This is a genomic window from Calditrichia bacterium, from assembly GCA_020634975.1.
In the GTDB taxonomy this organism is placed as follows: domain Bacteria; phylum Calditrichota; class Calditrichia; order RBG-13-44-9; family J075; genus JACKAQ01.
In genome coordinates, this window is the sequence record JACKAQ010000002.1 from 117703 (window position 1) to 131105 (window position 13403).

Annotated in this window: 11 protein-coding genes; 3 read left to right on the forward strand and 8 right to left on the reverse strand. The window is 48.2% G+C overall.

Annotation, left to right across the window (positions count from 1 at the left end; all coding sequences use genetic code 11):
• Positions 1–21 precede the first annotated feature (21 nt).
• From H6629_14685 to H6629_14720, 8 genes are all read right to left on the reverse strand, one after another.
• Positions 22–1317 (reverse strand): TRAP transporter large permease, encoded by a 1296-nt coding sequence (locus H6629_14685; protein ID MCB9069041.1) that lies wholly within the window; start codon positions 1315–1317, stop codon positions 22–24.
• Positions 1318–1361: 44 nt separating this feature from the next.
• The gene (locus H6629_14690) at positions 1362–1829 is read right to left on the reverse strand and encodes a TRAP transporter small permease (GenBank protein ID MCB9069042.1); all 468 of its coding nucleotides are present in this window, start codon (positions 1827–1829) and stop codon (positions 1362–1364) included.
• Positions 1826–2848 carry a TRAP transporter substrate-binding protein gene (locus H6629_14695; protein ID MCB9069043.1) on the reverse strand — a complete coding sequence of 341 codons (1023 nt, stop codon included), beginning with the start codon at positions 2846–2848 and terminating at the stop codon, positions 1826–1828. The genes H6629_14690 and H6629_14695 overlap by 4 nt, the downstream gene beginning before the upstream one ends.
• Positions 2849–2872: 24 nt before the next feature.
• The gene (locus tag H6629_14700) at positions 2873–3211 is read right to left on the reverse strand and encodes a cupin domain-containing protein (GenBank protein MCB9069044.1); all 339 of its coding nucleotides are present in this window, start codon (positions 3209–3211) and stop codon (positions 2873–2875) included.
• 47 nt (positions 3212–3258) lie between these two features.
• Positions 3259–4014, reverse strand: coding sequence for an SDR family oxidoreductase (locus H6629_14705; protein ID MCB9069045.1), 756 nt, complete (start codon positions 4012–4014; stop codon positions 3259–3261).
• 45 nt (positions 4015–4059) lie between these two features.
• On the reverse strand, positions 4060–6255 hold the full coding sequence (locus tag H6629_14710) for an alginate lyase family protein (GenBank protein MCB9069046.1): 2196 nt from the start codon (positions 6253–6255) through the stop codon (positions 4060–4062).
• Between the two features lie 41 nt (positions 6256–6296).
• Positions 6297–7127, reverse strand: a complete 831-nt coding sequence (gene kduI, locus H6629_14715) for a 5-dehydro-4-deoxy-D-glucuronate isomerase (GenBank protein MCB9069047.1) — start codon at positions 7125–7127, stop codon at positions 6297–6299.
• 126 nt (positions 7128–7253) lie between these two features.
• Positions 7254–8000, reverse strand: coding sequence for a FadR family transcriptional regulator (locus H6629_14720; protein ID MCB9069048.1), 747 nt, complete (start codon positions 7998–8000; stop codon positions 7254–7256).
• Between the two features lie 270 nt (positions 8001–8270).
• Here H6629_14720 and H6629_14725 point away from each other — a divergent pair, with 270 nt between their 5' ends.
• The 3 genes from H6629_14725 to H6629_14735 all read left to right on the forward strand — a co-directional run bounded on the left by H6629_14725 (position 8271) and on the right by H6629_14735 (position 13241).
• Positions 8271–9080 carry a sterol desaturase family protein gene (locus tag H6629_14725; GenBank protein ID MCB9069049.1) on the forward strand — a complete coding sequence of 270 codons (810 nt, stop codon included), beginning with the start codon at positions 8271–8273 and terminating at the stop codon, positions 9078–9080.
• Positions 9081–9151: 71 nt separating this feature from the next.
• Complete coding sequence (locus H6629_14730) at positions 9152–11356, forward strand: T9SS type A sorting domain-containing protein (GenBank protein MCB9069050.1); 2205 nt, start codon at positions 9152–9154, stop codon at positions 11354–11356.
• 211 nt (positions 11357–11567) lie between these two features.
• Complete coding sequence (locus tag H6629_14735; protein MCB9069051.1) at positions 11568–13241, forward strand: HAMP domain-containing protein; 1674 nt, start codon at positions 11568–11570, stop codon at positions 13239–13241.
• Positions 13242–13403: the final 162 nt, after the last annotated feature.

Genomic DNA, 13403 nt, shown 5'->3' on the forward strand with positions numbered 1-13403 from the left:
AATTTGAACAATTTTTCTCTATTAAAACCCGAACCAGCGCGGTAACGCCAGCGTCAGTTCCGGGATTGAAACGATCAGAATAAGTGCGAAAATCATTGCGACATACATCGGGAGCAGCGGCTTCACGATTTCCGTTAGCGAAACTTTGGCGACGCCGCAACCCACAAACAGCACGGTGCCGACCGGCGGTGTGCACAATCCGATGCACAAATTCAGCACCATCATGATCCCGAACAGCAGCGGATCGATGCCGATGGTTTGGGCAACCGGCAGAAAAACCGGGGTAAAAATGAGAATCGCCGGTGTCATGTCCATAAATGTGCCGACGATGAGCAGCACCAGATTCATAATCAATAAAATGACCAGCTTGTTTTCGCTGAGCGCCAGTAAAGTTGTGGTGATGTTTTGGGGAATATTTTCATACGACAGCACCCACGAGAGCGCCATCGATGTGCCGATCAGCAGCATCACCACCGCAGTGGTTCCGGCGGATTCCAGCAAAATGGATTCGAGATCGGAAAATTTGACTTCGCGATAAACGAACATCGCCAAAATCAACGCATAAATAACAGCGATTGCAGCAGCTTCCGTCGCAGTAAAAATGCCCGCAACGATGCCGCCGATGACGATAAAAATCAGCGTGAGGCTGAGCAGCGCATCGCCCAAACGACGTCCGACTTCACTGGCAGAAACACGTTCGCCGCGACCGTAGCCTTCTTTTTTGGCGATAAACGCGGCAACCGCCATCAGCGCCAAACCGAGGATGGTGCCGGGAATATATCCGGCGATAAAGAGCGCACCAATCGAGACGCCGCCGCTTGCCAGCGAATAAATAATCAGCACATTGCTCGGCGGGATGATCAGCCCGGTGGTTGCGGAAGTGACGTTTACCGCCGCGCTGAAACCCGGATCGTAACCGTTTTCCACCATTCGCGGGTGCATAAATGAGCCGATCGCCGCCGCTGATGCCACCGCCGAACCGGAAATCGCGCCGAACAGCATCGACGAAATAATGTTCACCAACGCCAGCCCGCCGGGAAACGAACCAACCAGCGCTTTGGCAAATTCCACCAGTCGTTTGGCGAGTCCGCCCCGCGCCATCAGCGTTCCGGAAAGGATGAAAAAGGGAATCGCCAGCAGCGTAAATTTGTCCAAACCTGTGGCAACCCGTTGCGCGATGGTGCTCACCGCCGGCGTAAAATCCACATTTACCATCAGTGTCAGCATCGTCGAAAGCCCGATGCTCACGGCAATCGGCACGTTCAGCATCAGCAGAACCGCAAAACTGGCAACCAGAATGAAAACGTCAATAGTCATATGCTTATCGAGGTTAAGTTACTGTTTTTTAATTTGATAACAGACTAATCTTCGGGATAAACCAACGCATCAATTGCGTAATAAATCATCAACATCCCGCTGATGGGAATAACGGTGTACACATAACCAACCGGCACTTTGAACGCCGCAGAAAGCTGGTTCAGATACAGCGTCGTGTAAACCAATCGCGATCCGCCGTAAACAAAAACAATCACGGCAAATGCGATAACTGCAGAATAAATAATAAGTTGTGAAACAGTTTTTGCGCGACCTTCCAATTTGCGGGTGAAAATATCGATGCCCAAATGGGCACGGTTCCGTAACGCCCAGGCAGCACCGAGCAAACTGATCCAGATCAGCAAATACGTCGAAAGTTCCTCGGTGTACGAGCTGGGACTGTTGAGGACATAACGGGTGATCACCTGCCAGGTCACCACAATGACCATCAGCGCCATCAGCCACACCAGAATTTTTTTCAACGCAGCGTCAATCAGTTGGGTTAAGGCTTTCATTCTGTGGCTCCTTTCAGCGAATCTGCGGTTGCGGTGTCGTTCTCCGGTGGCAGATTCTGGATACGTTCTGCGAGCTTGCCCATTTCGGTGCCTTTCAGGTCATCGTAAATTGGCTGAACGGAAGCCAGAAACGGCTGTTTGTCCGGACGAATGACGGTAACGCCTTTCTCGACCACCGCTTTCAGCGATTCCTCGGTCATGTCATCCCATAATTTTCGCTGGAATGCGACCGACTCTTGCACAGCCTGATCCAGCCATTGCTGTTCCTGCGGCGATAGTTTTTCCCAAACGTGGGTGCTCATCATCAGCACATCCGGCGGGGCGGAGTGTTCGTCCAAAACCAGATAATCGCAAAGCTCGAAGAATTTGTTTTGAAAAAAGTTAGGCGGATTATTTTCAGCACCGTCCACAACCCCTTGCTGCAATGCGGAATACAGTTCGCCCCAAGCCAGCGGCGTTGCGTTTCCGCCGAGCAGGTTCACGGTCTGGATTTGCAGGTTGCTGCGCATCACCCGAATTTTTAACCCGTTCAGGTCTTCCGGCGATTCAACGGCAGTGTTGCGCAGAAAAAAGCTGCGGAAACCGGCGTCGTAATAGCACAATCCGCGCAGCCAGTATTGTTCGCCTTTCAGCAAAATTTCCTGCCCGATTTCGCCGTTGAACACCTGCCAGTAATGATTCGCATCGCGGAACAAATAGGGGAGGGAATAAACGCCCATTTCCGGCACGAAATTTTCCACCACCGCGGAGGATACTTTCGCGATGTCCAGCGATCCCAACTGAAGCAATTCCAATGTTTCGCGCTCATTGCCGAGCTGGCTGCCGGGATACAAAATGACTTTCATTTTGCCGCCGGATAACGCTTCCAGCCGTTCACCCAAATGCGCCATTCCTTTGTGCACCGGTGAATTCACATCCAGCACATGCGCCAGCCGCAGCGTGCGAACCTGTTCGCCGGATTGACACGCCAGCAGCAGTGCAACGCATCCGGCAAAAATTATGGTGATTGTTTTTTTCATATCGCCCGATTATTGCTCGATTGTTTATTGAAGAAATTCTTCGCGAACCGGCGTAAACACATCCACCAGCACGCCATCTTCCAACGCCACACAGCCGTGAACCTGATCTGCCGGAACAAAAAAGCTGTCGCCCGCTTCCAGCACTTCCTTTTTTCCGTCGATATGCACTTCAAAGCGCCCCTTTTCAACGAGGGTTACCTGCAGGTGCGGGTGGCTGTGTGCTTCGCCGACGGCGCCTTTTTTGAAGAATACGCGAACCATCATCAGTTCGGGATTGTAGCCCAGAATTTTGCGCGATAAGCCATCGCCAACGTGTTCCAGTTCAATGTTTTTGTTTTTGATAAATACGTTTGAAGCAGACATTGTTCAACTCCATAACTAAATAAAATTATTGCACTTACGGCAGTATGCTAAACAAAATATAAACCGCCGTTAATTTCGATAGACTCGCCATTGATGTAAGACGAAGCATCCGTTGCCAAAAAGAAAATGGCGTTTGCCACATCCGCTGCGGTGCCTTCGCGATCCGCCAACGTTGCGTTCACGGTATTTTTCCGGGCTTCTGCTGGCGTGAATTTGTCGTGAAATGTGGTGTCGATCAATCCCGGCGAAACGCAATTCACCCGGATATGCCTGCTTTTTAATTCCTTCGCAAATCCGCGGGTAAACGTGAGCACACCGCCTTTGGCTGTGGCATAAGCCACTGCGCCGCCACCGCCGCCGTTGCGTGCCGCCAACGTGGACAAATTGACAATCGAACCGTTATCCGCCATATGCGGCACAAATGCCTTGCTCACCAAAAAAACACTTTTGAGATTCAGTGTAATCACCTGATCCCAAAAAGATTCTTCCATTTCAACAATCTGTTTGCGTCCAACCAGTCCGCCGGCGTTATTTACCAACACTTGCACCGGTTTGTTAAATGCCTTGAGTGTTTCCGAAACAAGCTGTGCAACGCCTGCTGAAGTACTGACATCTGCTTTTACGGCAACGGCATCGCCACCGGCTTTTTTGACCAATTCAACGGTTTCTGCTGCTGCGGATTCGCTGGCGAGATAATTGACAATAACAGACATGCCGTTTTCGCCAAATTTTACGCACGTTGCCCGCCCGATATCGCGCCCGCCGCCGGTTACGACAGCTACTTTACCTGTTAAATTTTCCATATGTAAACTCCAAAATGTGATAGTTTTGGTTCCGTAAATCTGATTTTAATTGTTTAAAAACAATACGTTATAATTTCCATTCCAACGGAAATTTTTTCCGTCAAATGAGACAGTTATTTCTTTATCCGTGGGTGTGCCGTTATTCACCATCACTTGCCAGCGGCGTCCGGATTTTGCGGCAATTTCGATGACGCTGGCGGACTCGTTGTGCCCGATTACCGACACCGAAACGATGGGAGAGCGGGCATCGCGGGAAATTTCTGCGGCTTCGTTGAAATAGCCATGCGGAACGATCACGCTGGCGAACAGTTGGTCCGTGGCGTTTCCGCGCAACATGACAACCTGTTCAGAGCGCAGGTTAAAATCGGGATCGTTGGCGCCGGTTCTGCCCAAAATGAGTTGCATTTCCGGCGAATTTGCCGCAACCAACGAATAGTATCGCTGTCCGTCCACCCAGGTAAATTGCAGCGGTTCGCTGACCGCGCCTTCGGCAATTTTCCAGATGTGCTGGTAACCGGCATCGTCGCCCAACGGCTGCAATTGTGTGAGATTGGTGTTCAGCGGAACGTTGGTTACCACCATTTGTCCGTTGAAATACACCGGATAATCATATTGATGCGGTGTGTCGCTGGTGAGCCGGAACAGGTCGATTACCATTGGATAATCCAGTTGATCGTCCTTTAGCAAAACCTGGGTGCGCTGCATGTTCACGCCTTGGTACTGGCTGTTTGCCCGGGCGCTCATGGCTTGCACGTTGCCGCTGTTCCCATCAAAAAAGTGGCGTTCCGCCCAACGATCATCCGCCTCTCTGCGGGAAAAATTGTGCTGGGTTTTTTCGTCCACAACCACCGTATTGTGCGCGATGGTTTGTTTGGCAAATGTATCATTTTCTTTGGTGTAGCGACCACCATATTTCGGCTCCATGTTGATCCAGCGGGAAAAGCCGTAATCCGGCACCACTTCGCGATGCTGGTCATAAAAAATAAACTGCAGTTTGTCGAAATGTCCGTGTCCGTCGCCCTGAACGCCGTATTTCATCAGCAACATGGTTTGGTCGGGACCGCTGCCGTATCGCAGGATGCCCAAACCGCCGCGCTCACCGTCAAAACCGTCGGTAAATTCCACGCTTTTCCAGTTGAGATCGGGAACGTTGCTGCCGTCGCCGAAGGCTTTCGCGACAGCCAGTCCGGCGCCGTTCAGCATCACCTGATCCTGAATGGCGGCGATGGCCAGCAAATTGTCGTTCGCGCCGTAGCGAAGGAATGTCAGGTCATTTGCCACCACCGGACCGATATCAGCAATACTCATGGTTTTGGAGGCGTCGTTAATCGGCGGGAAAACACCGTTGGGGAAAATCGTTTCTGCGAGCGAATAATAGGCTTTTTTGAGGATCGCATCGCGATGTTCATAAATTTTTCGTTGCGGCTCGATACGTTCAATTGCATCGGCAAACAGGAAAAACGGGCGCACCGCATAGCGGCTGTAATACGGTCCTTCCATATAATATCCGTCCGGCGAGAACAGCAAATCCATCTGTTTCAGGAACCCGCCCTTGCCGTCCTTTTTGGTGCCGTACAGGCATTTTTCGATCCACTCCGGCTGGTCGAGCACATACGCCATCATCCCGACCGCCGCAACTGCCCATGTCCCGTGATTGTGTATTCTATCAAATTCTTCGTGGTGCTCGACGGCAAATAATTCCATCATTTTGAGAAAAATATTTGCTTCATATTTGGCGCGATCGGGCGGTTTCAGCCAATCGTAAACACAGTCATATGCGATGGCAACGTGGGTGAGCCACACTTCTTCATTGAGCGTCTGGTGGAATAATTTGCCCGGTTTTTGTTTGAACGAGCGTGGATGTGGACCCAAAGTGGGATACAGTTCCGCATAGCCGTCCAACATTTTTTTGATGAATTGTGCATATTTTTCCTCACCGGTGATGGCAAACAGTAGTCCGGCTCGATGCATTTCGCGATAATTTTGTTTGTGGCGTTCGTGGGAATATCCGCCGGCCTCGCCGGGCGCTGGCAGCTCGATCGGCTTGTTCAGCGCATTTTCGACAGTTTCGCGGTAACCGGCGATCGTTTTGTCCAACAGTGGGTATTTGCCCATCGCAGCTTTAATTTGCTGCGCTTCAGCTTTGGAAATTGCAATTGAGGGATGTTCACGGGCGATAATCGTGCCGCAAAAGATAACCAGCGCAACCAAAACACTCAAAAAAGAATGATTAACCTTCACAGTTGGACCTCTGTGTTTTTATTGATGTTACATTCGAATTATTACCGGAGCATCTCCATCGTTACCGGATCCATATCGGTGTAATCGCGGTTTTCGCCGCCCATTGCCCAAATAAATGTGTAGTTGCTCGTGCCGCTGCCGGCGTGGATTGACCAGCCGGGCGAAAACACTGCTTGCTCGTTGCGAACCACCAAATGGCGCGTTTCGTCCGGTTTGCCCATCAGGTGCAGCACAACCGCATTTTCCGGTAAATTGAAATAGAAATACACTTCCGTGCGGCGCATGTGTTTGTGGGCGGGCATGGTGTTCCAGTTGCTGCCTTCCGCCATTTCCGTAAAGCCCATCACCAATTGCGAGCTGTTAATGCCACCGTTGAAAATGTATTTGTAGATCGTGCGTTTGTTGCATTCTGCATCGCTGCCGAGATGCAGCGGTTCCGCATCTTTCACCTTTGCGTGGGTTGTGGGATAAGCGGCATGCGCCGGATAGCTGATCAGATAAAATTTTGCCGGTGAATTCGAATCGTTGCTGGAAAAAACTACATCTTTGCTGCCTTTGCCGATATACAGCGCATCGCGGAACGACAGTTCGTGCGCGGCTCCGTCAACCGTTATTTTGCCGGGCGCACCAACATTCATTATCCCGATTTCACGCCGTTCGGTAAAGTATTCTGCCCTCAACTCCGCAGGGGATGCCAGTTTCAGCGATTTTTCCACCGGCATTACGCCACCCAAAACCGTTCGTTCATCGTCCACATAGTTGAGCACGATCGAATCCGGTCGAAAAATGGTTTCGAACAAAAAACTGTCACGCAGTTCTTTGCTGTTCATTCGTTCGGTTTGTTTTGAACAGGGAATTTCCCGAAATGTCATATCCATTACAAATCCTCTCAAATCATGTTATATCATATCTTTTTACACTGATGTATTACGTAAGATGTCATACACATTTTTTTTGAAAAAAAAGTCCTGATTACGAAATGGAAAATTTTCAGAAAATCAGGATTTTAACAGGCGTTCAGCTTTGAGTGCTTCAATGAGTAAACGGGTATCTTCCATGGCAACTTCGAGGTGCGATTTCATCGCTTCGTAAGCGCCGTTTTCGTTGCCGGCTTTAATTTCTTCGAAGATATTTCTGTGATAATTCAACGCGTTGTGAATAATGTTGTGGCGAACCTTGTCCACAATCATCGATTTGATTTTGGGCATCAAATTGAAAAGGGGCGTGGTCAGCAAACTGATCAGCGGATTGCCGGTTGCGTCTGCAATCGTTTTGTGAAACTCGAGATCCAATTGGGCATGGCGTTCTGCGCTGATGTTGGCTTTCGAATATTCTTCGAGGTTAATTTCAAGATTTTCAATATCTTCCGAAGTATGATGGAGCGCAGCGAGGCGTGCGTTGTGCGGCTCGATTATCTGACGAAGCTCAACGAGGTGCAGCGCGTAATCTTCATCAAAATTGATTTCCAGATACAAACTCATGTTTTTGCTGGCGTCCAGCTCTGAAAAATTGTTTACATAAATGCCGCTTCCTTTGCGAATGGAAACCAACCCTTTGGCGCTCAACACCTGCATGGCTTCGCGCAGGGCAGTACGGCTGACGCCGAACATTTCACCGAGTTCTTTTTCAGTGGGTAATTTCTGCCCGGGCATCAGTTTTTTGTTGAGAATGTTCTCTTCAATTGTGCGAACAACTTCCTGGCTAAGTGTGCGCGGGCTACCGATGGTCTTGAAAATGTCGTTCAATTTCTATGTCCTTATAAATTTGTATGACATATTACATGTTACAATTTTTAAAATCAAGTTTTTTGTGCGAAAAAATCGGGATTTTATTTTTCACACAAAAAACCACTCAACTTCGAATTCAGAAATTAGCAAAGTTTGTTGCAGAAAATTTGGTTAAAATAGCGGCTTCCGGGTTGTTTTTTCGGTGAATTTTCGCTAACATGATGGGGAAATATAACACTAAAATTTGTCGTTGAAGCATTGCGATTTCGACAAAAACAGGAGAATTAAATGCCGGTTTACCTGCAATATTATTTTTGGCTGATTGCGGTTTCGTTGTTTTGCTTTGCCATTGAGCGGCTATCACCGTGGCGAAAAAATCAGCCGGTTTTGCGCGAAGGCATTTGGCAGGATTTGTTCTGGCTGATTTTCAACGGACATTATTTGGGGTTGCTTCTGGCGATTGTCACCGGAAAAGTGGTTGCCGTTTTCAACACCTTTTTGTTCAACGCCGGGCTGCCGGTTCCGGAATCGCTGGCGCTGTTATCCGATTATCCGCTGTGGGCGCAATTCATTATTTTTTTTATACTTAAAGATTTTATTGAGTGGAATATTCACCGGATGCTGCACACCGTTCCGTGGCTGTGGGAATTTCACAAATTGCATCACAGCATCGAGGAAATGGACTGGATTGGCAATTTCCGGTTCCATTGGGGCGAGGTGGTGGTTTACAAAACGCTGTCGTATTTGCCGCTGGTAATTTTGGGAGTGGACGGAACGGTAATCCTGATCATCGCGATCATCGGGACGCTGATGCAGGATTTGAATCACGCCAATTTGCCAATCGACTGGGGACCATTTAAATATGTGTTCAACTCGCCGAAAATGCATATTTGGCATCACGATGTTGAAACGTATGGCAAAGGCGGGCAAAATTTTGGCATCGTTTTGAGCATTTGGGACTGGCTGTTTAAAACCGCGTACTGGCCAAAAGACCGGGAAGAACCGGAAAAACTGGGTTTCAAAGGCATCGATAATTATCCGAAAACGCTGCTGAAACGCATTGTTTATCCGCTGCGCATCGGGAAATCCGACAAATAATAGCTATCGTTCAAAGTTAAAATTCATTAGCATAAGCATCTGTTTTTAAAATATTTGAGAAGGGACGAGAATTGAATCGGAAACCGTTTTTTTTCACTCTTTTCCTGTTACTCTCCGCTATTTCTATAAATGGTTTTTCCCAGCATTCTGTTTCACGAAAATGGAACGAGGTGTTGCTCGAAGCGATTCGAAATGATTACGCCCGCCCGACGGTTCATGCCCGCAATTTATTTCACACAGCAATTGCAATGTACGATGCATGGGCAGCATACGACGAAACAGCAGAAACCTATCTTTTGGGGAAAACACACGGTAATTTTTTTGCTGCATTTGATCCACCGCAAACTCCCACAGATGTAAAAAGCGCCCGCGAAACGGCTATCAGCTATGCCTGCTATCGGTTGCTGAAACATCGTTTTTCCGATACGCCCGGTGCGAGCGTTTCCATGGCGTTGGCAGATTCGCTCTTTAACGCATTGGGCAACGATCCGGCAATAATTTCTATCGATTACAGTGACGGAAACCCGGCGCATTTTGGCAATTTTATTGCAGATCGGATAATTCAGTTCGGTTTTCAGGATGGTTCAAATGAACAAAACGGATATGAAAATCAATATTACGTGCCGGTAAATCCGCCGTTGGTGCCAATTGTGCCGGGCAATCCGGATATCATTTTCCCCAATCGTTGGCAACCGTTAACACTGGATGTATTTATCGATCAAGCCGGTAACGTGATCCCGTTGAGCACACCCACATTTTTGAGCCCCGAATGGGGAAATGTAATGCCTTTTGCGATGGAAAATAATGTGCGAAACATTTATAATCGCGATGGTAACGATTTTTGGGTATATCACGATCCCGGCGCTCCGCCCTATCTCGATCGAGTAAATGGCGGCGGAACGAGCGCGGAATATCAGTGGGGATTTTCGTTGGTGGCTATCTGGTCGTCGCAGCTCGATCCGGCTGATGGCGTGATGTGGGATATTTCACCCGGTTCGATCGGGAACATTCAGAAACTACCGGAAACCATTGAGGAATATCGCGATTTTTACAATTTGTTAGATGGCGGTGATACCGGTATTGGGCATGCTGTAAACCCATACACTGGTCAGCCGTACGCACCGCAAATCGTGCCTCGCGCGGATTATGCACGGGTATTGGCAGAATTTTGGGCAGATGGTCCAGATTCCGAAACACCGCCCGGTCACTGGTTTACCATTTTGAATTATGTTAACGATCACCCGCTTTTCCAGAAGCGCTATCGCGGAAAAGGAGCGGTTCTCGACGATCTGGAATGGGATGTGAAAGCCTATTTTACCCTCGCCGGTGCCGTTCACGATGCGGCGGTCAGCGCATGGGGCATTAAAGGATGGTATGATTATTTGCGCCCCATTTCCGCAATCCGAATGATGGCCGATTTGGGACAAAGCACAGATCAAACCTTGCCAAACTACGCACCCGGCGGTATTCCATTGGTTGAAGGATTGGTTGAAGTTATCGCCGCAGGCGATCCGCTCGCCGGATTTAATAACGTAAATGTTGGTAAAATAAAATTGTTCGCATGGCGCGGCCCGGATTTTATCGCAAATCCTGAAACCGATGTTGCCGGCGTCGGTTGGATTCTCGCCGAAAATTGGTGGCCGTATCAACGCCCGACATTCGTGACACCACCGTTTGCCGGATTTATTTCCGGGCACTCAACCTTCTCCCGCGCTGCTGCGGAAGTCATGACCTTGCTCACCGGCGATCCCTTTTTTCCCGGCGGAATGGGCGAATTTCATGCGCCGCAAAATGAATTTCTGGTGTTCGAGGAAGGTCCGAGTGTAGACGTTACGTTGCAATGGGCAACCTACCGCGATGCATCGGATCAAACCAGTTTATCGCGGATTTGGGGCGGCATTCACCCCCCGGCGGATGATATTCCCGGTCGCTTGATCGGTGAAAAACTCGGCATCGCCGCATTTGAAAAAGCCGAGCGTTACTTCACCGGTTTGATTGACGGCGACGCGCCACCGGCAAATGTAATCGTAAAAGTTTATCCGAATCCCTGCGTAAAAGGCGAATTGCTGACTGTTGATTTAAACCAGCTAACCGATGGCATCAGCGTCGAAATTTACAATATTCTGGGTCAGCGAATCCAGTTTAGCACATTGCTGCCAAATCTATCTTTACAGCAAATTGAACTGGATGGCAACGCCTTGTCTTCCGGCGTATATTTTTTGCGAATTAAAGGCACCGGTTGGGAATCAACCCAAAAATTGCTGATGTTGAGATAATTTGTTTTTTTCAAAAGCGCTGTTTTGCCAATGTGCACAGCGCTTTTTGTATTGCTCGAGTGCCAAAAAGTATTGGTTTTGCAACGCATTTCTCCAAAGCAACTTGCTCCCCTTAAACTTCTAATAATTCTATCAATTATCGAGATAATCTGTCGATTTGTATCATTGTATGTTTGTGAAATTTTTAAATTAAAAGTTTTGGAGATTAAATATGAAATGGAGCATTCGCTCAAAAATGCTTTTAAGCCTTGGATCAATCGGATTGATGCTGGTGGTCCAATTGATTATCAACAGAAACATGACAGAAAATAGTATCGGGCAAATGAACACCGCCCGAGACAAAGGGTTTGCCGGCGCATTATTGGCATCCAGTATCCAATTGGATGTGGTTCAGGTACAGCAATGGCTAACGGATATCAGCGCAACACGCGCAGCAGAAGGTTTTGATGATGGTTTTGATGAAGCCGAGCAATATGCCAAATCGTTCCGGAAGGACCTCGACAAATTGATGGCGATTTATCCAGAAAACCGTGCTGAATATGTCGAATTAGGCGAATCGTTTGAGAGGTTCTATGAAAATGGGAAAAAAATGGCGGATGAGTATATTGCGGGTGGACCGGAGCTTGGCAATATTGCAATGGGTGAGTTCGACGCGTTTGCAGAGGATTTGGGTAATCGGATTGAAGTGCTGGTAGTGGAGATGAATCAAAATTCGGACAAATCAATCTCAACCGCGATTTCGGATGCTAAATCCAATGAATATATCAGTTTATTGTTCGCTTTTGCGATATTGGTAGCCACATTAGTGGTATCATTTGCGATGTCCGGGAATATCAGCAAACGAGTTAACCAATTGCTGGGTGCTGCCAAAAATGTAGCGGACGGCGATTTAACAACCGCTATCGAAATTAATTCCACCGATGAATTGGGAGAACTTGCCGGCGCGTTGAAACAAATGGTTGAAAAGCTGAACGAGGTTGTTGGCAATGTTCAAGATGTGGGCAGCAAAGTGCAATCCAACAGCCAGCAGGTGAGCGCTTCCGCAGAAAGTATTTCGACCGGAGCAACGGAGCAGGCTGCCACTGCCGAAGAAGTTTCTTCATCGATGGAAGAAATTGCCGCAAATATCCAGCAAAACGCAGATAATGCACAGCAAACCGAAAAAATCGCTGTGCAAACATCTCAAGAAGCCAAAAAAAGCGTTGGTGAAGTGCTTTCAACGGTAAAAGCGATGCAGCAAATTGCCGAAAAAATTTCGGTGGTTGAAGAAATTTCCCGCCAAACCAACTTGCTGGCACTCAACGCGGCAATCGAAGCGGCGCGTGCCGGTGAACATGGAAAAGGTTTTGCGGTTGTTGCTGCAGAAGTTCGGAAATTAGCCGAAAGAAGCCAGGTTGCCGCTGTGGAAATCGGCGAGTTGTCCGCATCCAGTGTAAAAATTGCGGAAAAAGCCGGCGGCATGCTCAAAAAAATCCTGCCGGATATTCAGCGAACCGCAGAATTGGTGCAGGAAATCAGCATCGCGAGCAGTGAGCAGGGCTTGGGCGTCGATCAGATCAACACGGCGTTTCAACAGTTGGATCAGGTCATTCAGCAGAATGCCGCATCGTCGGAACAACTGTCGTCAATGGCGGAAGAATTATACACTGAATCGGATCAATTGAGCCAGGTTATTTCATTTTTCAAAGTTGACCGGAATGCAGTTATGCATACGAAATTTACCCCGCGAAATTCTCGATCTGCTCAACCGCCGGTTACCGAAAAGAAAAGCTTACTGCCCGAAAAATTCAAAAATAAAGTAGCTGCGTTAATGCCGCCATCCGGCTCTGCCAAACAGAAATCGGAAACCATCGCTTCCGAAATTGACGATATGGAAGAATTATAACTGGATGTCACATCTGTTTTTTGGGGCGGGTTTTCCCGCCCTTTTTTATTTACCCACCAGAGAATTCGATCGCAAGTAGATGTATCCGACCACAACAATTCACTTCAATTCTTCGAAAAAACTTGCCATATCAACTCCATTTGAGGATATTATCCACCGTTA